The sequence below is a fragment of the uncultured Ramlibacter sp. genome, from assembly GCF_936925435.1.
Taxonomy (GTDB): domain Bacteria; phylum Pseudomonadota; class Gammaproteobacteria; order Burkholderiales; family Burkholderiaceae_C; genus Ramlibacter.
Window position 1 is genome coordinate 146415 of sequence record NZ_CAKZHQ010000047.1, and the last position, 24051, is coordinate 170465.

Sequence of the window (24051 nt, forward strand, 5' to 3'; positions counted from 1 at the left end):
TTCTTCTAGTAGCTGAGCGTGACCGTGTGCGGCACGGAGCCGGTGCAGACAGCGCCGTTGCAGCTGCCCGGCTGGCCCGCCGGCATGGTGCCGGTGATGGTGAAGTTCTGGGCGCCGCCGGTGCCCGTGGCCGAGGTGGCGCTCAGGCTCAGTGAGTAGGTCAGTCCCACCACCGTGCCGGTGGTCGGGCTCACTGCAAGGGTATAGGGCATCAGGCGGGAGCACTCGGTCGAGAAAGTCGTTGAAGCCGTCACTGCCGCGCCGAACGCGGTATAGGTGAAATTGATGTTGGTTGGCGTCGCCGTGAAGTCGCAGGCGGCCGGCGCATAGACCTTGACGGCTGCGACGCCGGTGGCGGTGGTCACGTTGTTGGCTTGCAGAGTGAACGTCACCGTGTCTTCATAGGCGCCCGCGTACATCCCGGTCTGGCTGGGAATGCAGGTCCAGTAGGCCGTCTGCTTGGTCCTCAGGCTGGTGTCGGTACCGCCGGACCAGGTGATGGTGTCGCTGATCCGCGTGTTGTTCGTGTCGGTCCATGCCGAACTGCAGGCGGCGTTGCGGTACATGTCGTAGTTCATGTAGATTGGGATGATCCACCACTGCTCGCGCGCCCGGTTCTGTGCGCCGTTGGCATAGAGGCCGTTGTCGACACCCACCGCGTAGGTGACCGACAGCGGATCGCCAGTCTGGCGCGAGCAGCTGACGGAAAAGTAGCTTTGCTCGGACAGCGTCACCCCCGCCGGATAGCTGACCGTGATGCCGGGCGACGTGATGCTGCAATTGATCCGCGCCGACGCCGGCGTGCAAGCCAGGGCCAGCAGGCCGAGCAGGCCCGTGAGCCAGTAGTTCATCGATTCACCCCTTTGCACAACAGTGGGCCGACGCGTGCGATCTCATCGTTGGCTGCCTTTGGCAAGACGACATCCATGCTGCACTGCTGGTTCTTCCACGTCAGTGCCAGCTTGTTGGATGCCTGCATGCCGGTGACATAAGCCTCGCCGCGGCGGGCCACATAAAAATACTCGGCGTCGCCGCTGAGCTTGACGGTGGCGCCGGCAGGCGCGACGTCGCCGTCGTCCAACACGATGCGCAGCAGGGCGGCGCGTCCGCTGCGCACCGGGAAGTCCACCTTCACGCCGCTGCGCCAGGACGGCACGATGATGCTTTCGATGTTGCCGATCTCAGCGCTCACGGGCAGGTCCTTCGGGTTGATGCGCACGGAGTTCGGCTGGTAGGGCGAGAGCACGGGCAGGATGGCGATGCCGTTCTTGTCGGTGCGGGTCATGACATTGCCGCCCAGGCCGACGCCGATGTTCTCCATGTCCTTGATCTGCGCAATGGCGAAGCTCTGCTCGATCCGCCGCGTTGCAAACAGGTGGGCGTCGGCGGCCACCAGCGCGCCGCTGGCACTGGTGCGCACGGCCTGCTGGTCGGGGGAAACGCTGACATCGCCGTACAACCTGCCATAGCGGCCGGTGTAGTAGAGGCCGCCCTCTGAGTAGGGCTGGTCCTGGCGGGCGCCGCCCTGCAGGCGCCAGCCCAGGCCTTCCTGCGCGTCGGGCGAGCGGGAGGCCGACGCGTAGTAGTCATGCGAGCTGCCCCGGATGTTGGCGGTGGCGCTGACGATGGTCGTGTCGTCCAGCGGGACGAACAGCGATGCATTGACGCCCAGGCCGCTGGCGCCATCGAGCACCTTGCTGACGCTGACGCTGAGGTTGTTGCGCCTGCCCACCAGCTGCGAGTAGTTGGCCGACACCGTGGTGATCCGGCGGGCGAGGAAGCGCTCGATGGTGGCAAAGCCCAGGCCGACGGTGCCATAGCCCGGGGTGGAGTAGCTCAAGCTGGCTGCCGCCTGGAATTTCACGGGCAGCTCGAGCCGGTCCATACCCAGCATGCGAAAACTGCGTGAAGCGCCTTCGAGCTGGACCTGCGCCAAGGCCCGCAGCCATTCGCGCTGCAGGCCCAGCACCCACTGGTGGCCGCGGGCACGGGCATCGTCTTCGCTGGTGACGTAAGCCGCCCGGCCGAGCACCCCGCCGGGCAAAGTGGTGATCAGGCCCAGGCCGCCGGTCCAGGATTTGGCGCTCACTTCGCCGCGGCCTTCGAGCGTCAGCCAGTCGTTCCAGCCATGGCGCCAGGTGCCGCTGCCGAAAGCGCTGCCGTAGTTCGCGTTGGCCAGCCCGAGGTCGTGGCGCAAGGTGCCCGCCTCCACGCTCCAGTCGTTCAAGCCCTTGGTCAGCAGTTCCGCGGAAGTGAAGAAGGGCTGGACGATGACCACCTCCCGGCCCAGCAGGTCGCGCACCACCAGCCGGGCTTCGCCGTTGCCTGTCACAGAGGCCGTGTTGTCGATCGAGAAGGGCCCGGGCGGCACGTTGGATGTCTGCTTGAGCACATCGTTGACGTACAACTCCACCGTCGACGGCGCGGACGACACACCGCGCAGCACGGGCAATGGCTGCGTGATGAAGCCGGGTGTCAGCGCGAAGTTGCTGCCGTATTGCACGCCGCCGAAATAGACGCTGCGCCCCCACATGCCCTGTCTGGTGGCCGTGTCGCCCAGCCGCAGCGTGCGGTTGCGTTCCGTGTCGTCGCGGGTGAAGGTCGTTTCCAGCCGCAGCCAGCCGCTGCTCGCGTCCAGCCCGCCCGAGCCGGTCAGATTGCGTCCCACATGGCTGCTGGTCAACACGCCCCAGTCGTTGGACAGCCCCGCCTCTGTGACCGCGCCGAAGTCGCGGCCGCCCCCACCCAGGCGCGAACGCACGCTGGTGAAGCTGACGTCATAGTTGAAAAAGGCGCTGGGCAGCACCGGGCTGCGTTTGACCCGCTCGCTCAGTTCCGTGGACAGCTTGGTGGCTGCAAAAGCCTGCGGTGCCAGCGTCAGCGCGATCGACTGGTTCTGGAAGTCTGTCTTGGCGCTGAAACCGGGCAGTGCCGGCAGCGCCACGTACTCGCCGCCGCGCGCCGTCACTCTGGGCATGTCGGGCAGGGGCTGGATCCGCCATTCCTCCAGGGCATCGATGGGGGCGTGCAAGACGCCCTGGCGCTCCAGAAAGGGCCAGATGCCTCCCTTGGCACCATTGACCGTGACTTCCAGCGGGACGAACCGGTCGGCGACCGGCACGGCTGCCGGCACCATTGCGGGGGTTTGCGCCATGGCGGTCCCCATTGGTAGCAGGACGCTACCGCCCCATCCCAATCCCAATGCCAGAAGTGCTTTCCATGACATGGGCCGTCTAGTCAGTCAATGCGAGGTCGACAGCCTGCATGGTGCCGTCGTCCAGCGCAACCTGCAGCTTCATCGCCCCCGAGGGAATGGCCGCGCCTTCCCGCTTGATCTCGAAGCTGCGCGTGATCTCCGGCAGGATGTAGCCGCCGGTGTCGCGGGTGGCGATCCGCTCGCCATTGCTTGCCAGCAGAACGAACTCACGCACCTGCGCAAAAGCCGTTCCACTGTTCTTGCAGGTTGCCATCACCGCATTGGCCGATGCGCGTGTTGCGCTGCAGCTGAGGTCGCGCTTGGCGGTGGGCGGCGTGATGAAGATGGGCAGTGAGAACGCCAGCGCGATCTGCAGCGTGTTGTCGGTGCTTGCCGGCCGGGCTTCGGGAATCTCACGCACGATCATCCGGTAGGTCAGCTGGCTGCCAGCCGGCGGCGGGCCCAGCCGCGCGAGCCGTACAACCTGGCGGGATTTGGGTGCGAGCTTGAGGATGGGGGGAGAAAGGATCAGGTCCTCGGTCGGGACGAGATCGAATTCACCGTCGGGCTTTTGCTTCCAGACGAACAGATCGGCCTGCATCACGATTTCTTGCTCGCCGTCATTGGTGACGGTGATGGCCACGGCGCGGTCGCGCGGCTCCATGAAGATGCGCACCGGTGTGATCGAGAAGTCGGCGGCGCCCGCGGGCAGGCCCAGGCCGCAAAGCGGGAGAAGGAGTGCCAGCGCCCTGAGAGAGTGATTCATGCGATTCCCCAATGTTCCGATACGGCAGCTTACATCACCAACTCAGCACCACTTCCAGGTACTCGCGGCCGCCCCAGCTGACCATCCTGCTGGCGGCCTCGCGGCCGGAGCGATCGGGGTTGGCTTCAGATGCAAGCCGGACCCTGGTGAAGGGCAAGAGGTAGCTGCCGGTGATCCCATTGCCGTTCAGATCCGGCCGGTCTGGCGCCAGGGGCTGCGCAACCAAGGGGCCGGGCGCAAGGGGATCTGGGACTGCGCCAGGGAGGATGGGGATCGCGCCGTAGTCCCCGTCCGGCAGCGGCGGGGTGGGCAAGGTGGGGATGGGGTCCGCCGGCGGCGTGCCGTTGCACTGGATGGAGGCCGGGAACTGGACCAGGCTGCATGTGGCCGATCCGCCGCCACCACCCGTCACCAGCTGTACGGTGACACTGAACTGGGCACTGGCCTGTCCGGCATGCGCCGTGCCAACGGCCAGTGCCGCTGCCACGGCGAGGCCGGCAATCCTGAGCGAAGGCGCGGTGCCGGATTTCAGCTCAGGCATCGCGCGTTCTCAGGCCGACAGGCCGGGTTTCAGTAGGCGATGGTCAGGGTGTGGGAGACCGCGGCGGTAGAGGCCGCCGCGTCGCCGGCCTGGCCCGACGCCATCGTACCGGTCACCACGTAGCTGTAGACGTCCGGGTTGTTACCGGTGGCGGCGACCTTCGTGCCCGCGGCGACCGCCAGGGTGTAGGCCAGGCCGCCAATCGTGCCTGAGCCCGAGCTCAACGTGGCGGTGGGCGTGGTCAAGCCACGCGTGCACTTGAAAGAAATGGTGCTGGTCGGGGCGGGCGTTGCAGCGGAGCCAAAAGCCGTGTAGGCGCCGAAGGCCACAGCGGCCGGAGTGGCGTTGTCGGTCTGGCACACGGAGGTCAGCGAGGCCGTGACATTGAAGGCCTGGCCAACGGTGCCAGCAGCGTGGGCACCAACAGCAGCCATGGCGAGGGCGGAAACCAGAATAAGCTTTTTCATGAGAGCTCCTTCAAAAATTTGCTTAGGGACGGCAAGAGAATTTCTTAACGTGATCGGACTTTAGAGACATGTGTAACTATTTGCAATAGAAAAAACACAGATAAATCAACGATCTATTCTCGAAATCGATAAAAGCGTGTGATTTGTCACTCAATGCTACATGAAGTGCCCTCAAGTTCTGCCGGCTTTGGCCGGGGCGGCGACTCGGGCAGGCGCTGCGCTAATCCAGGCATAAGACAGCCTGTTTAAGCTCATCCTCTTGTTCCTGGAGCATCGCCATGCATGAGTTGTTTCACCGCACCGCCCTGGCCGCGCTGGCTGCCGCCGGCGGTCTGATCTGGGTCTCGCCCTGGCTGGCGGGACCGGCTTGGGGCGCGCCAACCACGCTGTTGGCGCAGTGGCAATTCATGCTGGGGCTGCTGGGAGCGGGGCTGGTCCTGGCCCTGTTCCTGCCGCGGCTGCGGGCGGCTGCCATCGCGGCGGCGCTGGTGAGCAAGCTGGCCTTCCTGGCGATTTCCTGGCGGCTGGCCGCGGCGGTCGATCCGCTGGCGCTGGCCGCCGACACCAGCAGCGTGCTGCTGCTGGTGTTTGCAGGCGCGGTCTTTGCGCGCGAGGCCTGGCAGCAGGCCCGCTGGGATGGCATGCTCCCCCTTCGCACGGAGGCCTGATGCGCGTTCTGCTGGTGGAAGACGACGAGATGATCGGCCAGAGCCTGCAGCGGGCCCTGGAGGCCAACGGCTGGTCGGTCGACTGGGTCAAGGAAGGCCTGCTGGCGCAAAGCGCCCTGGCCGACGGCGGGTATGCCTGCGTGCTGCTGGACCTGGGCCTGCCCAAGCTCGATGGCACCGAGGTGCTGCGCAAGGCCCGGGCCCAGGGCGACCGCACCCCGGTGCTGGTGCTCACCGCGCGCGACGGTGTCGACGACCGCATCCTGGGCCTGGACATCGGCGCCGACGACTATCTGATCAAGCCCTATGAGTTTCGCGAACTGCTGGCGCGCATGCGTGCCGTGATCCGCCGACGCGACGGTGCCGCCCATTCCATCATCGGCAGCGACGCCCTGGGGCTGGACCTGACCACCCGCGAGGTGCTGGTGCAGGGCGAGCGCTCCCAGCTGTCGGCGCGCGAATTCGCGTTGCTGCATGCCCTGCTGGAGCGGCCCGGCGCCATCCTGTCGCGCGACCAGCTGGAAAGCCGCATCTACGGCTGGGGCGAAGAGGTCAGCAGCAACGCGGTCGATGTCCTGATCCACGGCATGCGGCGCAAGCTGGGCGCCGAGGCCATCCGCAACGTGCGCGGGCTGGGCTGGCGCATTGCCGCTGCGAGCGTGGGGGTCTGATGCACATGCACATCTTTTCCTCCAGTCCGATGTGCTCGCTGCGGCGCACTCTGCTGTGCTGGCTGGTGCCGCTGTTTCTGCTGGTGGGCGGCGCCTCAGCGGTGTTCTCCTACTGGAGCTACAGCACCATGGTCAACGCCTTCATGGACGAGCAGATGCAACAGCTTGGCGACTCGGTCGCCGCCCAGGACGAGCGCGTGGCGCTGCCGACCATGACGCGCACGCGTGTCCATGAATGGGGCAGCTATGTCACCCAGGTCTACGACACGCAGGGCCGCCTGCAGGCCAGCTCCTTCTCGCTGCCCGGCAGCGCGCTGGCGCAGTCCGCGGGCTTTCATGACGTGCGCATCGAGGGCCAGTCATGGCGTGTCTACACTTCGGCGGCTTCGACATCCGGCCAGCAGGCCCAGGTGCTGCAAAGCGGCATGTTTCGCACGCACCTGGCGGTAGAGCGCGCTGGCGCCGCGCTGGCCCCGGTGCTGATCCTGCTGCCACTGGCCATCCTCATCCTCTGGGGTTTTGCCAACGGCGTCTCGCGCGAGATCCAGGACATCGCGCGCCGTGCCGCGCTGCAGGACGAGAACTCCATCACCGAGCTGCCGCTGACCCGTGTGCCGCGCGAGATCGCGCCGCTGGTGCTGTCCTTCAACAGCCTGCTCACGCGCCTGCGCGACGCCTTTGCCACGCAGCGCCGCTTCGTGCAGGACGCTGCGCACGAGTTGCGCACCCCCATCACGGCCGTGGCCCTGCAACTGGAAAACGTGCGCGGCGACCTGCCCCCCGGCGCCTGCGCCCAGAGCTTTGCGCAGCTGGAGGCCGGCGTCAGCCGCGCCCAGCGTCTGGTCGACCAGCTGCTCAAGCTGTCGCGCCAGGAGTCCTCCGCGCAGGAAGCGCCAGCCGCCCTGGATCTGCACACCCAGCTGCACGAGAGCATCAGCGCGCTGATCGCCCAGGCCGACCAGCGCAACATCGACCTGGGCCTGGTGGCCGACGCGACGGCCGCCGGCGCGCAGATGCTGCGCTGCCCGGCCAGTGACCTGCGCAGCGTGCTCGACAACCTGATCGAGAACGCGCTGCGCTACACGCCCGAAGGCGGGGTGGTGGATGTGCGCCTGTCCAGCACCGGCGGTCGGCCGGTGGTGGAGGTGGTGGACACAGGCCCTGGCATCCCGGCCGAGGAGCTCGAGCGGGTGTTTGACCGCTTTTTCCGCGTGCCCGGCAATGGCGTGCGCGGCAGCGGGCTGGGCCTGGCCATCGCACGCAGCGCTGCGCAACGCTGCGGTCTGCGTGTCTCCTTGCGCAACCGCGAGGACCGCAGCGGCCTGGTCGCGCGCATCGAGATGGCGGGCTAATTTTCAACTAAGGAAGCGCTAAGCATCGCCTAACTGGCGCTGCCTACAGTGAGGACACGGTTGACGCAGGGGTTCGAAAGGACCGCGGAAACCGCGAACAACCACAGTCAACGCATCCAAACTTGAAAGGTTCCTCACCATGAACACCAAAGCCATCATCGCCCTCGCCGCTTTCGCCGCCATCGCTTCCACCGGTGCGCGCGCCGAAGCCGACGCCTCGCAGTACGTCGTCCAGTTCGAAGGCAACCGCCTGCGCGCCGAAGTCCAGGCCGAAGCCGCCACCGTCGCCAAGAACCGCAGCACCGAGCCGGCCGGCTCGCGCGTCGCCGCCCCGCTGCAGTCGACGGTCGATACGAAGCTGGTGCGCGCCCAGGCCGCTGAAGCCGTGCGCCTGGGCAAGATCTCGGCCGGTGAAGTCGGCACGATGTAATTCCTGCCTTCCGGCAAGCAAAAAGCCCCTCGCGAGGGGCTTTTTTGCGTCCGGGGTGGACTCAGAAGGTGATGGTCGTGGCGCAGGGCGCGCCGCCGCGCACGCTCACCCGCGCGCCGTCGTCCAGCGCCAGCAGGCTGGCGCCCAGGCGGGCATGGCCCAGCCACAGCGGCTCCGCCGATAGCAGGGCGGAGCCGCCCTGGCGCACGGTCAGGGTGTGGGCCGCGGTGGTCGCCAGCGCAGCGGCGCCCGAGGATTCCAGCGCGAACGCCCTGAGGGATTTGAGATCGATCTCCATGAGGGGCGTACTGTAACAACTTGTGGTGCGGCTGCGCGCGGTTTGCGATTTCCCGACGCGCCAAAGGTGCACGGGACGTTGAATTTGTCACGTGCAGGACCGTTATAGTGCGCTTCCTATGAGCCAGAAACAGACACTTTCCTTCCAGGCCGAGGTCGCGCAACTGCTGCACCTGGTCACGCATTCCCTGTATTCCAACAAGGAGATCTTCCTGCGCGAGCTGATCTCCAACGCATCGGACGCCTGCGACAAGCTGCGTTTCGAAGCGCTGGACAACAACGCGCTGTACGAGGATGCGCCCAACCTCGAGGTGCGCGTGAGCTTCGACAAGGACTCCCGCACCCTGACCATCGCCGACAGCGGCATCGGCCTGTCGCAGCAGGAGGCCATCGACAACCTGGGCACCATCGCCAAGAGCGGCACACGCGAGTTCATGGGCAAGCTCTCGGGCGACCAGAAGCAGGACGCCCAGTTGATCGGGCAGTTCGGCGTGGGTTTTTACTCCGGCTTCATCGTCGCCGACAAGATCACGGTGGAGTCGCGCCGTGCCGGCGCACCGGCCAGCGAAGGCGTGCAATGGACCAGCGGCGGCGCCGGCGACTTCGAGGTGGAAGCCATCGAGCGCGCGCAGCGCGGCACCAGCGTCACCCTGCACCTGCGCGAAGACGCATCCGACTACCTGAGCACCTGGAAGCTCAAGTCCATCATCAACAAATACTCGGACCATATCTCCCTGCCCATCCTGATGCGCAAGGAAGAGTGGAAAGAGGGAGAAGATGACAAGGGCGGCGAGATGGTGCTCGCCGACGAGTGGGAGACCGTCAACCAGGCCAGCGCCTTGTGGACGCGGCCCAAGAAGGACGTGACGCCCGAGCAGTACCAGGAGTTCTACAAGCAGATCAGCCACGACCATGAGGCGCCGCTGGCCTGGGCCCACAACCGCGTCGAAGGCTCGACCGAGTACATCCAGCTGCTCTACATCCCGGCCCATGCGCCCATGGACATGTGGAACCGCGACAAGGCCGCCGGCGTCAAGCTCTACGTCAAGCGCGTCTTCATCATGGACGAGGCCGAGGCCCTGCTGCCGGTCTACCTGCGCTTCGTCAAGGGTGTGATCGACTCGGCCGACCTGCCGCTCAACGTCAGCCGCGAACTGCTGCAGGAAAGCCGCGACGTCAAGGCCATCCGCGACGGCAGCACCAAGCGCGTGCTGTCCATGCTTGAAGACCTGGCCAAGGCCGAGAAGGACGAGGCCGCGAGCGACGAGGACAAGGCCAAGTACGGCAAGTTCTACGCCGAGTTCGGCGCCGTGCTCAAGGAAGGCCTGGGCGAGGACTTTGCCAACAGCGAGCGCATCGCCAAGTTGCTGCGCTTCGCCTCCACCACCTCGGACACCGCCAGCGTTGCTCTGGCCGACTACAAGGCGCGCATGAAGGAAGGCCAGGAGGCCATCTACTTCATCACGGCCGATACCCTGGCCGCGGCCCGCAACAGCCCGCAGCTCGAGGTCTTCCGCAAGAAGGGCATCGAGGTGCTGCTGATGACCGACCGCGTCGACGAGTGGGCGCTCAATCACCTGAGCGAGTTCGACGGCACGCCCATGCAGTCGGTGGCCAAGGGCGCGGTCCAGCTGGACACGCTGCTGGACGAGGGCGAGAAGAAGGCCGCCGAGGAAGCGGCCGAGGCCTTCAAGCCGGTGCTGGCCCGCCTGAAGGAGGCGCTCAAGGACAAGGCCGAGGATGTGCGCGTCACCACCCGTCTGGTCGACTCACCGGCCTGCCTGGTGGTGACCGACAGCGGCATGAGCATGCAGCTGGCGCGCATGCTCAAGCAGGCCGGCCAGAAGGCGCCCGAGGTCAAGCCGGTGCTCGAGGTCAACCCCGAGCACCCGCTGGTGAAAAAACTCGAGGGCTCGGTGCACTTCCACGACCTGGCGCAGATCCTGTTCGACCAGGCCCTGCTGGCCGAGGGCGGCCTGCCCGAGGACCCGGCGGCCTACGTCAAGCGCGTCAACGCCTTGCTGATCTAGGGCGCGTGACGCCTCAGCGGCCGACCAGTGCGCTGTAGGCGGCGCGGGTCTCGGGCGCCACGGCCGCGACCAGCTGGGTGTGCGAGGTCTTGTGGCGCGCCAGCATGCGTGCCGACGCCACGGAGCGCGACTTGCAGAACCAGTGGCAGGTGTGCTGCATCAGGAACAGCTCGGCCGACATGGTGAAGGCCGTGTCGCGCGAGGGCGCCTGCGCGCTGTTGCGTGCCGCAGCTTCGATGCCGCGCGCATGGATGACCAGCGCCTCGCGCGCATCGAAGGTGGCGGCGGCAAACAAGCGGTCGGCAAACGGGATGGAGAAGGCCAGCTTGCTGGTGCGCGTCTGGGCCGCATCGGCGCGCGCAAACTCCTGCGCAAAGCGGCTGAACTGGCTGGTCAGGGTCTGCTCGGTCGCCTGCAGCAGCTGCAAGACCTGCTCACGGCGCTGGGGATCGCTCTCGCCCAGGGCGCGCAGATAGCCCTGGGTCAGCGTCTCCATGTGTTTCTCGATCTGGTAGCGGCCCAGATGCCGCCCCAGCAGCGCGATGCGCCGCCCCTGGTCCTGCCTGCGCAGCGCCCAGTACGCCAGCAGCAGCACCGTCAGTCCCAAAATCTCCATTGCAGCCTCGCGCCCATGGCGGGCGAAAGCTGTCAAGTGTAGCGACGCCTCTGCCTCTGATTTGAGCAGCGCCCGCAGGCCGAGCACTGGCGCGGCCTGGCGCAGTTGTCCCCGTGCTTGTCCACAGAGGGGTGCACAGAAGGCGGGTACAACTCAGGCGGCTTCGAAGCCGCCGGCCTGGCGCAGTGCGCGCGTGTCGTCGCCCGCCAGCATGGCCACCAGGGCCTGGGCCGCGGCCGGATCGGCCGCGCGCGTGCACACCGCTGCGGTGTACATGGTGGCCAGCTCGAACTTCTTGGGCAGCTGCCCGACCATCTGCACGCCGGGCGTGTAAAGGATTTCCGTGACCTGGGTGCAGCCCAGCAAATGCTCGCCCTCGGCCGCTGCCAGCTCACGCATGGCAGTGGCACCGTTGGGGAAGGGCCGCAGCGCGGGGGCCAGTTCGTCGCGCAGGCCCAGCATGGACAGCACCTTCATGAAGTGGATGCCGGCCGTGGCTTTTTGCGGATCGGGAAAGTAGATGCCCTTGGCGGCGCGCAGCGCGGCTTCCAGCGCCTTGGCGGTGCTGACGTCGGGCATGGGCGCTCCCTTCTTGACGGCCACGCCGGTCTTGACCGTGCCCAGGGCGCGGGCGCTGCCCGAGACCATCTGGCCCTGGCTGGCCAGGTTGGAGACCAGCTCGCCGGTCAGGATCAGCACATCGCAGGGTTCGCCAGCCAGCAGCCGGTCGCGCATCGCGCCGACGGCGCCGAAGGTGCCCTCGATGGCCAGGCCATGTTCCTTGGCGAAACGCTCCTGCAGCTGGCCCACCAGGCCTTGCGCGGCGCCGCCGCTGATGACGTGGATTTTCTTCATGCTCATTCGGCCTTGATGTTGGCGGACTGGATCACCTTGGCCCACTTGGCGATGTCGTCCTGGATGTACTTGTCGAACGCTGCCGGCGCCATCACCATGGGTGTCGCGCCCTGCCGGCCCCATTGTTGCCGCACCTCGGGCTGGTTCGCAATCTTGCTGACCGCCTCGTTGAGCTTGTCGACCACGGCGCGCGGTGTGGCCTTGGGCGCCATCAGGCCCAGCCAGATGGTGGCCTCGTAGTTGGGCACGCCGGCCTCGTGCACCGTGGGCACATCGGGCAGCACGCTCGAGCGCTGGCGGCCGGTGGTGGCCAGGGCCTTGACCTTGCCAGCCTTGACCTGTTCGACCATGGTGGTGACGGCGTCGAACATCAGGTCGACCTGGCCGCCCAGCACGTCGGTGCGCGCGCCCGAGCTGCCGCGGTAGGGGATGTGGACCAGGTAGACCCCGCCCATGCTCTTGAACAGCTCGCCGGCCATGTGATAAGGCGTGCCCGGCCCAGACGATGCGTAGTTGAGCTTGCCGGGTCTGGCCTTGGCCAGCGCCAGCAGCTCGCCGATGTTGTTGGCCTGCAGCGAGGGATGGGCCACCAGCACCAGGTCGGAGTAGTTGATGGGCGCGATGCCGGCGAAGTCGCGCGCCAGCTGGAAGGCCTTGCCCGTGATCAGGGTCTCGTTGACCGTGTGCGCGTTCGACATCAGCAGCAGGGTGTAGCCGTCGGCGGCCGACTTGGCCGCCACGTCGGTGCCGATCACCGAGCCGGCGCCGGGCTTGTTGTCGACCACGAACGACTGGCCCAGGCTCTCGCCCAGGCGCTGGGCGATGAAGCGCGCGTAGTTGTCGGCCGGCCCGCCGGTGGCGAAGGGCACGATGATCTTGACCGGCCGGTTCGGATAGGCCTGGGCGCCGCCTGCCAGCAGCGCCCCCAGGCCCAGGGCGATGAACCAGTTGCGCATTGCCATGGCGGCCTCCTTGAGGAAAGCTATTCGACCTTGCCGATCTTCTTGACCACTTCGGCCATGCGCTGGGCATCGGCCTGCACGTACTTCTCGAAGTCGGGCGTGTCCTGGTAGAGGATGGGGCTGCCCGCGTTGTGGATCACCTCGCGCACCTTGGCGTCGTTGGCCGCCACACGGGCGGCGGCGCGCACGCGCTGGACCACGGCGTCGGGCGTGGCGGCCGGCACGAACAGGCCCGACCATTGCGCGTACTCGGCGTTGTAGCCGCTGTCCTTGAGCGAGGGCACTTCGGGCAAGGTATCGAGCTTGCCGTTGCCCCAATGGCCCAGCACGCGCAGCTTGCCAGCCTTGACATGCTGCAGCACCGTGGCTGGCCCCGACGAGACGGCGTCGATCTGGCCGCCCAGCAGCGCCACCACCGCGGGCGCGGCGCCGGTGAAGGGGATGTGCGTCATCTTGATGCCGGCCGTCTGCGCCAGGATCTCCATGGGCACATGCATGGTGCCGTAGTTGCCCGAGGAGCCGTAGTTGATGGCGCCGGGCCGCTTCTTCGCGTCCTCGACGAAATCCTTGACCGTCTTCCAGGGCGCGTCGGCGCGCACCGCCAGCACCGTCGGGTCGGCGGTGAAGCGGGCGATGGGCCGCAGCGAGGCCAGCGTGTACATGGGTGCGCGGCCCAGCAGCACATCGGCTTCGGGCAGCACGGTGAAGGACGACAGCGAGAGCAGCACGGTGTAGCCATCGGGCGCGGCCTTGGAGGCTTGTGCCATGCCGATGCCGCCGCCAGCGCCGCCCTTGTTCTCCACCAGCACCGGCTGGCCCAGCTCGCGCGCCATGGCTTCGGCCACCGGCCGGCCAACGATGTCGGCCAGGCCGCCCGGCGGGAAGGGCACGACCATGGTGATGGGCTTGGCGGGCCAGGCGCCCTGGGCGCAGGCCAGACCGCTGAGGGCCAGCAGCGCGGTGGCGGCGAGGACGGAACGACGTTGCATCAGGTCTCCTTTGTCTTTTTGACTTCTCGTTAGCATGCTACATTCGCGCCGCCGTATCGACAGAGAGTTTTCCCCATGAAGATTGCTGCCTACATCGACCAGGGCCAGGCCCAGGTCGGCATCGTGTCCTCGGACCTGCTGAGCATTGTTCCCTTCGACCTGCCGGCCGAGCAACGCGCGCGCGGCGCGCTGCCGGTGGTGGAGGCCCTGGCTGCGGGCCGCGCCATGGCGGCCACCGGCGCGCCGGTGGCGCTGGCTGCGGTCAAACTCATTGCGCCCATCCCTGTGCCGCGCCGCAACATCTTTTGCGTGGGAAAGAACTACCACGCGCATGCCAAGGAATTCGCCGGCAGCGGCTTCGACAGCAGCGCCCAGGCGGGCGGCGACATCCCCAGCGTGCCGATCTATTTCAGCAAGGTGCCCGAGTCGGTGATCGGTCCGGACCAAGACATCTTGGTTCCCGTTGGCGTGTCTGAAGCGATCGACTACGAGGTGGAGTTGGCGGTGGTGATCGGCAAGGGCGGCAAGGGCATTCGCAAGGCTGATGCGATGGGGCACGTCTGGGGCTACACCATCATCAACGACGTGACGGCGCGCGACTGGCAGCAGCGCCACCTGCAGTGGCTGCTGGGCAAGTCCTTCGACACCTTCTGCCCCATGGGCCCCTGGCTGGTCAGCGCCGACGAGCTCGATGGCGCCAACACCAATGTGCGCTGCTTCGTCAACGGCGAGAAGCGCCAGGACGCCAACACGCGCGACCTGATCTTCGACATCCCCACGATGATCGAGACGCTGTCGGCCGGCATCACCCTCTATCCCGGTGACATCATCGCCACCGGCACGCCGGTGGGCGTGGGCATCGGCTTCAAGCCGCCCAAGTACCTCAAGGCCGGCGACGTGGTGCGCCTGGAGATCGACGGTATCGGCACGCTGGAAAACACGCTGCGCTGAAAGCGCAGCCAAGGTTTCAGGCGACGAGTGGCGGCTCGGCCATCTGCTCGATCTGCTCTTCCAGCATCTGCACCTGGCCCTGCCAGTAGTCGCTGCTGCCGAACCAGGGGAAGGTGGCGGGAAAGGCCGGGTCGTCCCAGCGCCGCGCCAGCCAGGCGCTGTAGTGGATCAGGCGTAGCGTGCGCAGCGGCTCGATCAGGGCCAGCTCGGCACGGTCGAACTCGCGGAACTGCTCATAGCCGTCGACCAGCGCGCCCAATTGCTTCTGGCGTTGCATGCGGTCGCCCGACAACAGCATCCACAGGTCCTGCACCGCCGGGCCGGTGCGCGCATCGTCCAGGTCGACGAAGTGCGGACCGCTGTCCGGCGTCCACAGGATGTTGCCGGGATGGCAGTCGCCATGCAGCCGCAGCAGCCGGAATTCTGAGGAAGATTGGCCTCTGGCCCCCGGCCACCGCACCTGATCAGCTATCAATTCAATAGCGGTGTTGCAAGCCTTGAGCCACTGGGCCTGGACATCCAGCGGGATTGCGTTGTGTTCCAGCAGCCAGTCGCGCGGCTCGATGGCAAAGCCCTGCACGTCCAGCAGCGGCCGCGTGGCAAAGGGCCGCGCGGCGCCCACGGTGTGGATGCGTGCCAGGAAGCGGCCTATCCACTCCAGCACCTCGCCGTCGTCCAGTTCGGGCGCGCGGCCGCCGCGGCGCGGACTGACGCTGAACAGGAAGTCGCCGAAGCGGTGCAGCGTGCTGCCGCCCAGCAGGAGCGGACCCACGGCAGGGATTTCGGCCTCCATCAATTCCTGCGCGAAGGCGTGCTCCTCCAGGATCTGCGCCTCGCTCCAGCGGCCCGGCCGGTAGAACTTGGCGACCACAGCGCCGTGGCCTTCGAAAGGGTCCTCCAGCTGGGCCAGGTAGACGCGGTTCTCGTAGGAGCTCAGCGCCATCAGGCGGCCGTCGCCGTGCAGGCCAACGCCGGCCAGGGCGTCCATGACGGCGTCGGGCGTCAGCGTTTCGTAGGGATGGGACATGCGGCGATTGTCACCGCCACGCGCCGCAGGCTCAGCCCCTGCGCTCGCGCAGGTCCAGCATGTGGCCGGCGCGGGCGTCGCCCTTGCCGGCCAGCACCAGGGCGTAGGCCTGCTGCACGGCCTGCGCGCCCCGGTGCCATTGCGCGGCCAGCCAGGGCGGCGATGCGCCGTTGACGCGCGCCAGGAAGGCCTGCCAGGCCTGCAACAGCTTGGCGTTCAGGACCGCACCGCCCCATTCGGCGCTGCGCTTTTTCACCTGGGCCGGCGCGAAGAACAGCACAGGCCGCGGACCCGGCAGGTCCTTGCCGCCGCCCAGCTGCTGCACATGGGTGCCGCCGATGGAGCAGTCGTATTTGAGCTGCGTAAAGCGGGTGTGGATGTCCTTGCGCAAGGCAGCATTGCCGGCGAAGTCGATGTAGACGCAGGGTGTGTCGGCCGCCAGCTGCGCCAGCTCTTCGTACGTCAGCACCTTGCTGTAGCAGCCCAGGCTGTCGCAGAAGGCCTTGTTGGCGGCCGAGGTCAGGGCGATCACCTGCAGGCCGGGCCGCTGGGCCAGCACGAAGGCCGTGCCGTAGGCCGTCTTGCTCGAGGCGCTGGACAGCAGCAGGGTCTGGGCGCCGAAGAAGGCGTTGTCGGCCAGGAAGTCGTCGATCAGCCAGGAGGTGGTGAACAGCGGCCGCAGCAAGGCCTGCTGGGCTTCGTCGCCGGGCGTGTAGAACGGGTCGGCGGCGCAGCGTGTGTAGTGGTTGTAGACGGCCGGTAGGCCGGCGCGGTGCGCCGCCGTGTCCATGAAGCCGCCGACGGACAAGCGGTCGGGCTGCAGCACGGCGCTGTCGGCCATCGGCCAGTAGCCATACAGGCGCTCGCCCACGGCCACGCCGGGATGCAGCGACTGCACGATGCTGGCAAAACCCCAGACCGGCACCGTGCCCCAGCCGTCCTCCTCCGTAGGAAAGAACTGCCAGTAGTTCATGGCGTCGCCGAAGGCGGCGTAGGTGATGTTGTTGGAGGTCAGAGCGAAGGCGTCGATGGCGGCGCGCACCTGGCCGGCGGCCAGCGGCGGGTCGGCGGCGTCCTGCAGGCGGGTCTGGCCCAGGCTGTCCTTGCGCACTTGGAGGGTGGTGGTCATGCGAGCACCCTAAACGAAACGGCCCGCCCGTTCAACACGGGCGGGCCGCTTGCGCGACAGCAGACGCGATCAGACCAGGGTGATGGTCACGTCGATGTTGCCGCGGGTGGCGTTGGAGTAGGGGCAGACCTGGTGGGCTGCGTCGACCAGGCCCTGGGCGGCGGCGCGGTCCATGCCGGGCAGGCTGATGTTCAGGCGGGCGGCGATGCCGTAGGCGTTGGGGATGGGGCCCAGATCGACTTCGGCGTCGATGGACAGGTCGGCCGGCAGCGTGATCTTCATCTTGCCTGCCACGGCCTTCATCGCGCCGATGAAGCAGGCCGAGTAACCGGCGGCAAACAGCTGTTCCGGGTTGGTGCCGGTGCCGGCGGTGCCGGGCGAGGACAGGGTGACGTCCAGGCGGCCGTCATCGGATTTGGCGGCGCCGTCGCGGCCGCCGGTGGTGTGGGCCTTGGCGGTGTAGAGCACTTTGTCGAGCTTGGTCATGGTCGTTCCTTGGGTTGAAAAGCAGGGTGAAAAAATCAGGCGGTCAGGCGCTGGCGCAGGGCCTGCACCTGGCGGGTCAGGGTGATCAGTTCGGGCACCGGGCACTGGGCGGCGTCCACGATGCAGCCGGGGATGGCGCGGGCGCGCAGCTTGAGTTTGCGGCCGGTGGCTGTGAGGCTGATGTGCACGCGCCGCTCGTCTTCGACGGCGCGGATGCGGGCGATCAGGCCGGCGGCTTCCATCCGCTTGAGCAGCGGCGTGAGCGTGCCCGAGTCCAGCGACAGGCGCTCGCCCAGTTCGGAGACCATCAGGCCGTCGCGCTCCCACAGCACCAGCATGGCCAGGTACTGCGGGTAGGTCAGGCCCAGTTCCTCGAGCAGCGGCTTGTAGAGCTTGGTCATGGCCAGCGAGGCCGAATACAGCGCGAAGCACAGCTGGTTGTCCAGCAGCAGGGCGGCATCGGAATCGGTCTTGGGAAGCTTGGTCGTGGCCATGGACTGAATTGTAGTTCGAAATTCAATTGCGTGCAATTTAATAAATCGCACGCGACAAAAATGACCCGGCAGCCTGTTTGCCAGAAGGCATGCGTGCTGCGGGGCCATTGCAATGCCCTCAGGGCCTGCCGAACTCCATGTATCCGGGCAAGGTGCTGCTGCCACGCGAAGAGACGACCACAGCGATGCCGCTGCCGCGGATGGCGAACATGTTGTCCCCCGCGCTGGTCCGGATCGCCACCATGCCTGCCGGTGAGATCGAGGAGGGCGCGGTTGTGCCTGTCGCTGAAGCTGTGCCGCTGCGGCTGCTCGAGGCTCCTCCTGCTTGCGACAGTGCCGCCGACGCGTAGCTGGGTCCATTGATGGTGGTGGAAACGCGCTCCCCCCTGTTGGTGACCCCGGTGAAGGTGCCAGCGGCGAACGACGCGGACTCAAGGGTTCCCACCACCATCCGTCTCGCCGTCGTCGAGGAAGGGCTGCCGCGCAAGAAGAGGCGGTCGTTGCCCATGCGCGCCACCCGGAAAGTGAATGCGCCCTGGGAGGTGGAGGATCTGAACTCGGTGCCGGAGATGGACAAAGTGCCACTGGCCACCGATGCGGCGGGACAAAGGGAGATCTTGTAGATGGTGTTGTCGTCGCAGGTCCGCGTCTGTCCGGCCGCAGTGATCTCGCCGGTGAAGATCGCGCTGTTGGGGGCCGCCGCCGTGTCAATCACCGTGCTCAGGAAGTTGTAGGTGCCAACCGCTTCGGCGACTGTGTCGACGAAAGACCGGGCGGCAACGAATGGCAGTACTCCGGATGCAAAGCGGAAGCCGCCTACCAGGGTGTCGTTGCTGTAAGTGAAGCGCGCGTTGTTGACGCCGGCGATCGCCTCGGCCGACTGGAATACGAATTCGCTGCCTTCGCTGGCGATTGTTCCTCCGGTGTCCAGGCCCGGTCCGGTGATGCGGTAAGTGCGCGCGTCGAAATTGACGTCCAGCGTGTACTGCCGGGCGTCTGCGGCGTACAGCAGGTAGCTGCCATTGCGTGCGTCGGCTGGCGCAGCCTGGGCAGGCGTGTACGCGATGCCCTCCTGGATGGCAGGCAGGACCTGTGCCTGATTTTCGGGTGACTCGGAGAAGTTCACCAGCACCTCGGCCCGCGACTTGGTTCCCGCATTCAGGTGGTCCACATGGAATGCCAGCCCGGCGGCGTCAGAAGGGCGGTGCAGGGCATTGAGGTACAGCTGACTGACGAACTCATTGTTGTCCGTGTTGCCATAACGCTGCAGGTACTCCGGACTGCCGGCGAAGTTCTGCGCCACTTGCTGCAGCGACATCCCCGAGGCTTCGAGCGCGGCGATCTGGTAGCCCAGACCAGCTGTATCGGGCTGCCGGTCGAAAGTCGCCTTGTACAGGCGGTAAGCCTGGCCGGCCACCGACTGGACATCGAAGGCCAGTGCGAAATCCGAGAAGTAAATCCTGGCAAGCCCCTTGTAGCTGCTGGTCGGGCCGTTGGCGCTGGCCCGGACGTTGACTTCGCCATTCATGGCCACGCTCACGAGGTAGTCGCTTCTCTTGCCAGGGTAGCTCACCACCTGCAAGCTGCTGATCGAAGCAGCGTTGGGCGCGAAGCTCGCCAGCCCGGCGGCATCGCCAGCCATCGGATCGTGCCCGGTCGGCGCGCCACCGCCGCAGGCAGCGACCAACACCGCGGCACCGGCCGCCATCGTCCAATTGCGCATCATTGTTCTGCATGTCCTGGTTTGCCGGGATTCTTGCCCATCGAGGCGGTCTGGATCATTTGGGCTTGCACTGAATCAACCACGGCCAGCAGGACGGGCAGGCTTTGGCTTCAGCGCCCGCTGAACCTCGGCGGCCGCTTCTCGACGAAGGAGCGCACGCCCTCGGCAGCGTCTTCGCTGTTGGCCAGGCGCCGCTGGACGGCGATGAACTCCTCCATGGCGGCCAGCGGGCCTTCTTCCACCGCCTTGCGCGCGTTCAGCCGGGTGGCGACCACGGCCTGCGGCGCCTGCGCGGCGATCGCTTCGGCGATGCGAATGGCCTCGTCCAGCTCCTGGCCGGCCTGCACCACCTTCTGCACGAAGTTCAGCCGCAGCGCCTCGGCTGCGCCGAACTCATCGCCGGTCAGCAGGTGCAGCATGGCGTTGCCCAGGCCGGCGCGCTCTGCCATGCGCAGCGTGGCGCCGCCGGTGGCCATGATGCCGCGGCCCACTTCCAGCTGGGAGAAGCGGCAGTCGTCGGCCGCCACCACGATGTCGGCCGCCAGCATCAGCTCGATGCCCAGGGTGTAGGTGATGCCCTTGACGGCCGCCACGATGGGCTTGGTGCGGCGCCGGTAGCCCGGCGTGCCCAGATCGGTGGGCTCGACGCAGCCCAGGGGGATGGCCTTTTCGCCGCGCTGCATCAGCGGCGCGATGGACGGTAGGTCCAGGCCGGCGGTGAAGTGCTTGCCGAACGCATGGAGCACGCCCACGCGCAGGCTGTCGTCGTCGTCCAGCAGGCTGTAGGCCTGGCCCAGCTCGCGCATCATGCGCGGCGTGAAGCCGTTGTACTTGGCCGGGCGGTTGATGCCCACCAGCAGCAGCGCGCCGCGCCGCTCGGTGGTGACCGTGCCTTCCGGCGGGGCTGCCTGCGTCATGCCGCCATCACGTCGCGGCGGACTGCGCCGCCAGCAACTCGTCCAGCAGGCTGTCCAGCTCCATCAGGTCGCGGTAGATGCCCAGCGGCAATTGCGGCGGCCCGCTGGCCTGGCGCTGCACCGCGGGCTCGCCCAGCATCCAGCGCTGGATGAAGGCGCGGGCTTCGGGCGAGGGCCAGTGCCGTGCCAGTTCGGGCGCCAGCTGCTTGTCCTGCGCAAGTTCGGCATCGCTCTGCGAAGGCGCGGACCAGGCCGGCGCGTTCTGACCGAAGCGCTCGCTGAAGGCCTCGCGCGCCAGGTCCCAGTCCTGCGGCCTGTCCAGCAAGCGGTACAGCTCGCGCAGCTCCAGGAAGACCCAGGGGCTGGTGTAGCGGAACTCCACCACGTGCTGCTGCAGCACCAGCATGGCAGCGAGGGTGTCGCCCTTGTCGCTGCGCTGTTGCAGCTGGCCGCGCAGGTGGTGCAGGTCGCTCAGGCTGGCTTCGCGCCACGGTTCTTCGGCCGCGCCGGCATCCCCGGCCGCCGGCTGCGCTTCGTCCAGCGCGAGCCCGTCGTACAGGGCATCCTCCAGACCGGCGGCGGGGGCTTGGGCCGGCTGGGCCTGGGCGACCGCCTGTGCCCATTGGGCGGACTCGGCACCGGCTTGCTGCGCGAGGCGGCGGCGCCGCCGCCACAGCCAGTGGCCCGCGGCGGCCAGCAGCAGCACGCCGGTGGCGCCGGCCGCCCAGCGGTCGGCATCGGGTTCGACGATGTCCCGCACCATGGCCACCTCGTCGCGCAGCCGCTCCTTGAGCGCCTCCGCCTGCGCGGCCAGCATGTCCGTGGCGGCGCTGGCCGCAGGCGTGGCGGGCGCAGCAGGCGGCGTGGGGGTCGGGACCGCCTCTGCAGGCTGGGTGGCGGATGCCGCCGGCGCTGCCGCGGAATCGCTCTGAGCGGCCGGCGTGGCCTCGGGTGCGGAGGCAGGAGGGACTGCGGGCCCGCCAGGAGCGTCGGGCAGTGGCGGCGGGACCTGGGCCAGCGAGCTGCTGGCCCGCAGGTTCAAGGGCGCCCAGTCGGGTCCGGGCGCTGGTGGGTCAGGACGCTCAGTGGTCAAACATGTTTCCCGGTTCGCGAGGGCAACGGCCTGTAGGCCTCGCTGTGGTGGCTCATCCAGGGAGCTGGCGGCAATGGTAGCGGCAAGCCGGCCCTTGCGGCGTATTTTGTGGCGGTGGCGTTGCGCCCTGGCTGCACGGCGCAGTGCATAGAATGGCCTTCCCCTGACCATCCGTGTGCCTGCATAAAGTGTCCGACCGTCTCGCAGTACTGCCGCAATACCTGATGCCCAAACGGGCGATGACCGTGTTCGCAGGCAAGGTGGCCAACATGCGCGGTGGCGCGCTGAGCCACGCCATCATCCGCGATTTCGTGGCGCGCTACGGCGTCGACATGGCCGAGGCGGCTGACCCGCGCATCGAGAGCTACGCTAGCTTCAACGAGTTCTTCACCCGGCCGCTCAGGGACGGCGCGCGCCCGCTGGCCCAAGCCGACTTCATCTGCCCGGTCGACGCGGCCATCAGCCAGTTCGGGCCGATCGAGCACGACCAGATCTTCCAGGCCAAGGGCCACAGCTACTCGAGCACCGCCCTGGTCGGCGGCGATGCGCAACTCGCGGCGCAATTCGACCACGGCCACTTCGCCACGCTCTACCTGGCGCCCAAGGACTACCACCGCATCCACATGCCCTGCGAAGGCCGGCTGCTGCGCATGGTCTACGTGCCGGGCGAGCTGTTCTCGGTGAACCCGACGACGGCGCGCGGCGTGCCCGGGCTGTTCGCGCGCAACGAGCGGGTGGTCTGCGTCTTCGAGACCGCCCACGGGCCGTTTGTCAACGTGCTGGTGGGCGCCACCATCGTCGGCAGCATTGCCACTGTCTGGCACGGCGTGGTGAACCCGCCGCGCACCCGCGAGATCCGCGAGTGGCGTTACGACAGCGAGAGCATCGTGCTGGCCAAAGGTGCCGAGATGGGCCGTTTCCTGCTGGGCTCCACCGTGGTCATGCTCTTCCCCTCCAACGTCGTGAGCTTCAACGCCGACTGGGCGCCATCCCGGCCGGTGCGCCTGGGCGAGGCCATGGGCCAGGCGCTGGCGCGGCCGGCCTGAGGCCTACTGGAAGGCCACCTCGTTGAAGCTGCGCAGCTTGCGGCTGTGCAGGCGGCCGCTACCTTCGGCGCGCAGGATCTCGATGGCGCGCATGCCGATGCGCAGGTGCTGGTCGACGCGCTCGCGGTAGAAGTGGTTGGCCATGCCTGGCAGCTTGATCTCGCCATGCAGGGGCTTGTCGCTGACGCACAGCAAGGTGCCATAGGGCACGCGGAAGCGAAAGCCGTTGGCCGCAATGGTGGCGCTCTCCATGTCCAGCGCGACGGCGCGGCTCTGGCTGAAGCGGCGCTGCGGCTGGTTGCCCGGCAGCAGTTCCCAGTTGCGGTTGTCGGTGGACGCCACCGTGCCGGTGCGCAGGATCTTCTTCAGCTCGAAGCCCTTGAGCTGGGTGACGTCGGCCACCGCCTGCTCCAGCGCGCGCTGCACCTCGGCCAGCGTGTCGAAGGTGATGCCGGGGCGGCGCAGCAGGTCGGCATGCGCCGCGCCAGCGCAGCACAGCGCCGACGCGACGATGGCCTGGCGAATCCGCCTCAGGACCGTGCCGCCTGCAGCGGCCGGGCATCCAGCTCACGCTGCCAGCCGTCGTCCAGCACCAGGTGGAAGGCGTCGGCGGCTGCGCCGTGGGTGAACGCGGTGCCGTAGGGCTGCGGTCGGGCCATCACCACCTGGCCCGCGGCCAGGCGCTGCGCGGCGTGCCGAACCCTCACCTGCTGGCGCTGCCGCAGCAAGGCCGCCACCGCCACGAAGGCCACCGCCTGCGCCGCCGGCAGCGGAAACAGCTTCAGCACCGCCGCCGTGATCACGCCCAGCGTGCCTTCGCTGCCGATGAACAGGTCGCGCAGGTCGTAGCCGGTGTTGTCCTTGCGGAGTGTGCGCAGGCCGTTCCACAGTTCGCCCTCGGCGGTGACCACTTCCAGGCCCAGGCAGAGTTCGCGCGCCGTGCCGTAGCGCAGCACCTGTACCCCGCCGGCATTGGTGGCGAGGTTGCCGCCGATCGTGCAGGTGCCTTGTGCCGCCAGGCTCAAAGGGAAGAGCCGGCCGGCGTCGCGCGCCGCGTCCTGCACCTGCTGCAGCGTGACACCCGCTTCGACCGTGATGGTCTGTCCGACCGGGTCGAGTGCGCGGATGCGCTGCAGGCGGGCCGTGGACAGCACCAGGCTGCGGCCTTCGACCGCAGGGGTGGCGCCGCCGGACAAGCCGGTGTTGCCCCCTTGCGGCACCACCACCACGCCGTGGGCGTGGCACCAGGCCATCACCTGGCTGACCTGCTCGGTGCTGGTGGGCAGCACCACCGCCGCGGCCTGGCCCACGTACAGGCCTCGGTAGTCGGTCACAAAAGGCTGCC

General features: G+C 67.6%; 24 protein-coding genes and 2 pseudogenes. 7 read left to right on the forward strand and 19 right to left on the reverse strand.

All coding sequences use genetic code 11. The annotated features are described in order from the left end of the window. Positions 1-5: 5 nt before the first annotated feature. From Q0632_RS18520 to Q0632_RS18540, 5 genes are all read right to left on the reverse strand, one after another. A complete protein-coding gene (locus tag Q0632_RS18520; RefSeq protein ID WP_298932975.1) occupies positions 6-851 on the reverse strand; it encodes a spore coat protein U domain-containing protein in 846 nt (281 codons plus the stop codon). Next, the gene (locus Q0632_RS18525; protein ID WP_298932977.1) at positions 848-3154 is read right to left on the reverse strand and encodes a fimbria/pilus outer membrane usher protein; all 2307 of its coding nucleotides are present in this window, start codon (positions 3152-3154) and stop codon (positions 848-850) included. The genes Q0632_RS18520 and Q0632_RS18525 overlap by 4 nt, the downstream gene beginning before the upstream one ends. 79 nt (positions 3155-3233) lie before the next feature. Continuing rightward, positions 3234-3962 carry a molecular chaperone gene (locus Q0632_RS18530; RefSeq protein WP_298932985.1) on the reverse strand — a complete coding sequence of 243 codons (729 nt, stop codon included), beginning with the start codon at positions 3960-3962 and terminating at the stop codon, positions 3234-3236. Between the two features lie 34 nt (positions 3963-3996). Then, entirely contained in the window at positions 3997-4503 is a 507-nt protein-coding gene (locus Q0632_RS18535; RefSeq protein ID WP_298932986.1) for a hypothetical protein, read from the reverse strand. A 29-nt stretch (positions 4504-4532) separates the two neighbouring features. Next, on the reverse strand, positions 4533-4970 hold the full coding sequence (locus Q0632_RS18540) for a hypothetical protein (protein ID WP_298932987.1): 438 nt from the start codon (positions 4968-4970) through the stop codon (positions 4533-4535). A 278-nt stretch (positions 4971-5248) separates the two neighbouring features. Here Q0632_RS18540 and Q0632_RS18545 point away from each other — a divergent pair, with 278 nt between their 5' ends. From Q0632_RS18545 to Q0632_RS18560, 4 genes are all read left to right on the forward strand, one after another. After that, a complete protein-coding gene (locus Q0632_RS18545) occupies positions 5249-5638 on the forward strand; it encodes a hypothetical protein (RefSeq protein WP_298932988.1) in 390 nt (129 codons plus the stop codon). Next, positions 5638-6309 carry a response regulator gene (locus Q0632_RS18550; RefSeq protein WP_298932989.1) on the forward strand — a complete coding sequence of 224 codons (672 nt, stop codon included), beginning with the start codon at positions 5638-5640 and terminating at the stop codon, positions 6307-6309. Before Q0632_RS18545 ends, Q0632_RS18550 begins: the two co-directional genes overlap by 1 nt. Beyond that, complete coding sequence (locus Q0632_RS18555) at positions 6309-7661, forward strand: ATP-binding protein (protein WP_298932990.1); 1353 nt, start codon at positions 6309-6311, stop codon at positions 7659-7661. The genes Q0632_RS18550 and Q0632_RS18555 overlap by 1 nt, the downstream gene beginning before the upstream one ends. A 139-nt stretch (positions 7662-7800) precedes the next feature. Further along, the gene (locus Q0632_RS18560; protein ID WP_298932991.1) at positions 7801-8091 is read left to right on the forward strand and encodes a DUF4148 domain-containing protein; all 291 of its coding nucleotides are present in this window, start codon (positions 7801-7803) and stop codon (positions 8089-8091) included. 61 nt (positions 8092-8152) lie between these two features. Here the strand turns inward: Q0632_RS18560 and Q0632_RS18565 are convergent, their stop codons facing one another. Further along, on the reverse strand, positions 8153-8389 hold the full coding sequence (locus tag Q0632_RS18565) for a hypothetical protein (RefSeq protein ID WP_298932992.1): 237 nt from the start codon (positions 8387-8389) through the stop codon (positions 8153-8155). A 118-nt stretch (positions 8390-8507) separates the two neighbouring features. Between Q0632_RS18565 and htpG the strand changes: the two genes are divergently transcribed. Next, entirely contained in the window at positions 8508-10418 is a 1911-nt protein-coding gene (gene htpG, locus Q0632_RS18570; protein WP_298932993.1) for a molecular chaperone HtpG, read from the forward strand. A 13-nt stretch (positions 10419-10431) separates the two neighbouring features. Here htpG and Q0632_RS18575 read toward each other — a convergent pair whose 3' ends face one another. From Q0632_RS18575 to Q0632_RS18590, 4 genes are all read right to left on the reverse strand, one after another. Then, positions 10432-11034 carry a hypothetical protein gene (locus Q0632_RS18575; RefSeq protein ID WP_298933010.1) on the reverse strand — a complete coding sequence of 201 codons (603 nt, stop codon included), beginning with the start codon at positions 11032-11034 and terminating at the stop codon, positions 10432-10434. A 153-nt stretch (positions 11035-11187) separates the two neighbouring features. Continuing rightward, positions 11188-11895, reverse strand: a complete 708-nt coding sequence (locus tag Q0632_RS18580) for a molybdate ABC transporter substrate-binding protein (RefSeq protein WP_367181221.1) — start codon at positions 11893-11895, stop codon at positions 11188-11190. After that, the gene (locus Q0632_RS18585) at positions 11892-12851 is read right to left on the reverse strand and encodes a tripartite tricarboxylate transporter substrate binding protein (RefSeq protein ID WP_298932994.1); all 960 of its coding nucleotides are present in this window, start codon (positions 12849-12851) and stop codon (positions 11892-11894) included. Before Q0632_RS18585 ends, Q0632_RS18580 begins: the two co-directional genes overlap by 4 nt. Positions 12852-12871: 20 nt before the next feature. After that, on the reverse strand, positions 12872-13840 hold the full coding sequence (locus tag Q0632_RS18590; RefSeq protein ID WP_298932995.1) for a tripartite tricarboxylate transporter substrate binding protein: 969 nt from the start codon (positions 13838-13840) through the stop codon (positions 12872-12874). A gap of 75 nt (positions 13841-13915) precedes the next feature. On the opposite strand from Q0632_RS18590, the gene Q0632_RS18595 reads away from it, so the two are divergent. Next, positions 13916-14791 (forward strand): fumarylacetoacetate hydrolase family protein, encoded by an 876-nt coding sequence (locus tag Q0632_RS18595; RefSeq protein ID WP_298932996.1) that lies wholly within the window; start codon positions 13916-13918, stop codon positions 14789-14791. A 16-nt stretch (positions 14792-14807) separates the two neighbouring features. Here the strand turns inward: Q0632_RS18595 and Q0632_RS18600 are convergent, their stop codons facing one another. The 7 genes from Q0632_RS18600 to Q0632_RS18630 all read right to left on the reverse strand — a co-directional run bounded on the left by Q0632_RS18600 (position 14808) and on the right by Q0632_RS18630 (position 21609). Further along, positions 14808-15818: a serine/threonine protein kinase gene (locus Q0632_RS18600; RefSeq protein WP_298932997.1), complete on the reverse strand. Its 1011-nt coding sequence runs from the start codon at positions 15816-15818 to the stop codon at positions 14808-14810. A gap of 31 nt (positions 15819-15849) precedes the next feature. Continuing rightward, entirely contained in the window at positions 15850-16947 is a 1098-nt protein-coding gene (locus Q0632_RS18605) for a DUF2855 family protein (protein WP_298932998.1), read from the reverse strand. A gap of 69 nt (positions 16948-17016) precedes the next feature. Beyond that, a complete protein-coding gene (locus tag Q0632_RS18610; protein WP_298932999.1) occupies positions 17017-17433 on the reverse strand; it encodes an organic hydroperoxide resistance protein in 417 nt (138 codons plus the stop codon). Positions 17434-17468: 35 nt separating this feature from the next. Further along, entirely contained in the window at positions 17469-17927 is a 459-nt protein-coding gene (locus Q0632_RS18615; protein ID WP_298933000.1) for a MarR family winged helix-turn-helix transcriptional regulator, read from the reverse strand. Positions 17928-18045: 118 nt separating this feature from the next. Continuing rightward, positions 18046-19635 carry a DUF4214 domain-containing protein gene (locus Q0632_RS18620; protein WP_298933001.1) on the reverse strand — a complete coding sequence of 530 codons (1590 nt, stop codon included), beginning with the start codon at positions 19633-19635 and terminating at the stop codon, positions 18046-18048. Positions 19636-19760: 125 nt separating this feature from the next. Next, entirely contained in the window at positions 19761-20567 is an 807-nt protein-coding gene (locus Q0632_RS18625; protein ID WP_298933002.1) for a crotonase/enoyl-CoA hydratase family protein, read from the reverse strand. Between the two features lie 7 nt (positions 20568-20574). Next, entirely contained in the window at positions 20575-21609 is a 1035-nt protein-coding gene (locus tag Q0632_RS18630) for a hypothetical protein (protein ID WP_298933003.1), read from the reverse strand. A gap of 239 nt (positions 21610-21848) precedes the next feature. Here Q0632_RS18630 and asd point away from each other — a divergent pair, with 239 nt between their 5' ends. Continuing rightward, positions 21849-22706, forward strand: coding sequence for an archaetidylserine decarboxylase (asd, locus tag Q0632_RS18635; protein ID WP_298933004.1), 858 nt, complete (start codon positions 21849-21851; stop codon positions 22704-22706). A gap of 3 nt (positions 22707-22709) precedes the next feature. On the opposite strand, the pseudogene Q0632_RS18640 reads toward asd, so the two are convergent. Beyond that, a pseudogene (locus Q0632_RS18640) lies at positions 22710-23141 on the reverse strand (AMP nucleosidase); the annotation flags it as partial. A gap of 329 nt (positions 23142-23470) precedes the next feature. Continuing rightward, positions 23471-24051: pseudogene (locus Q0632_RS18645) on the reverse strand (FAD-binding oxidoreductase); the annotation flags it as partial.

What these genes read in the sequence shown, in the direction of transcription:
- Q0632_RS18555 (WP_298932990.1), top strand. Translation starts at nt 6,309, where the DNA reads ATGCACATGCACATCTTTTCCTCCAGTCCGATGTGCTCGCTGCGGCGC.
- Q0632_RS18525 (WP_298932977.1), bottom strand. Translation starts at nt 3,154, where the DNA reads ATGGCGCAAACCCCCGCAATGGTGCCGGCAGCCGTGCCGGTCGCCGAC.
- htpG (WP_298932993.1), top strand. Translation starts at nt 8,508, where the DNA reads ATGAGCCAGAAACAGACACTTTCCTTCCAGGCCGAGGTCGCGCAACTG.
- Q0632_RS18620 (WP_298933001.1), bottom strand. Translation starts at nt 19,635, where the DNA reads ATGGCGGCCGGTGCCGCGGTGTTGGTCGCTGCCTGCGGCGGTGGCGCG.
- Q0632_RS18605 (WP_298932998.1), bottom strand. Translation starts at nt 16,947, where the DNA reads ATGACCACCACCCTCCAAGTGCGCAAGGACAGCCTGGGCCAGACCCGC.
- Q0632_RS18545 (WP_298932988.1), top strand. Translation starts at nt 5,249, where the DNA reads ATGCATGAGTTGTTTCACCGCACCGCCCTGGCCGCGCTGGCTGCCGCC.
- Q0632_RS18550 (WP_298932989.1), top strand. Translation starts at nt 5,638, where the DNA reads ATGCGCGTTCTGCTGGTGGAAGACGACGAGATGATCGGCCAGAGCCTG.
- Q0632_RS18560 (WP_298932991.1), top strand. Translation starts at nt 7,801, where the DNA reads ATGAACACCAAAGCCATCATCGCCCTCGCCGCTTTCGCCGCCATCGCT.
- Q0632_RS18590 (WP_298932995.1), bottom strand. Translation starts at nt 13,840, where the DNA reads ATGCAACGTCGTTCCGTCCTCGCCGCCACCGCGCTGCTGGCCCTCAGC.
- Q0632_RS18585 (WP_298932994.1), bottom strand. Translation starts at nt 12,851, where the DNA reads ATGGCAATGCGCAACTGGTTCATCGCCCTGGGCCTGGGGGCGCTGCTG.
- Q0632_RS18535 (WP_298932986.1), bottom strand. Translation starts at nt 4,503, where the DNA reads ATGCCTGAGCTGAAATCCGGCACCGCGCCTTCGCTCAGGATTGCCGGC.
- Q0632_RS18530 (WP_298932985.1), bottom strand. Translation starts at nt 3,962, where the DNA reads ATGAATCACTCTCTCAGGGCGCTGGCACTCCTTCTCCCGCTTTGCGGC.
- Q0632_RS18610 (WP_298932999.1), bottom strand. Translation starts at nt 17,433, where the DNA reads ATGACCAAGCTCGACAAAGTGCTCTACACCGCCAAGGCCCACACCACC.
- Q0632_RS18520 (WP_298932975.1), bottom strand. Translation starts at nt 851, where the DNA reads ATGAACTACTGGCTCACGGGCCTGCTCGGCCTGCTGGCCCTGGCTTGC.
- Q0632_RS18565 (WP_298932992.1), bottom strand. Translation starts at nt 8,389, where the DNA reads ATGGAGATCGATCTCAAATCCCTCAGGGCGTTCGCGCTGGAATCCTCG.
- Q0632_RS18625 (WP_298933002.1), bottom strand. Translation starts at nt 20,567, where the DNA reads ATGACGCAGGCAGCCCCGCCGGAAGGCACGGTCACCACCGAGCGGCGC.
- Q0632_RS18595 (WP_298932996.1), top strand. Translation starts at nt 13,916, where the DNA reads ATGAAGATTGCTGCCTACATCGACCAGGGCCAGGCCCAGGTCGGCATC.
- Q0632_RS18600 (WP_298932997.1), bottom strand. Translation starts at nt 15,818, where the DNA reads ATGTCCCATCCCTACGAAACGCTGACGCCCGACGCCGTCATGGACGCC.
- Q0632_RS18580 (WP_367181221.1), bottom strand. Translation starts at nt 11,895, where the DNA reads ATGAGCATGAAGAAAATCCACGTCATCAGCGGCGGCGCCGCGCAAGGC.
- Q0632_RS18540 (WP_298932987.1), bottom strand. Translation starts at nt 4,970, where the DNA reads ATGAAAAAGCTTATTCTGGTTTCCGCCCTCGCCATGGCTGCTGTTGGT.
- Q0632_RS18575 (WP_298933010.1), bottom strand. Translation starts at nt 11,034, where the DNA reads ATGGAGATTTTGGGACTGACGGTGCTGCTGCTGGCGTACTGGGCGCTG.
- Q0632_RS18615 (WP_298933000.1), bottom strand. Translation starts at nt 17,927, where the DNA reads ATGGCCACGACCAAGCTTCCCAAGACCGATTCCGATGCCGCCCTGCTG.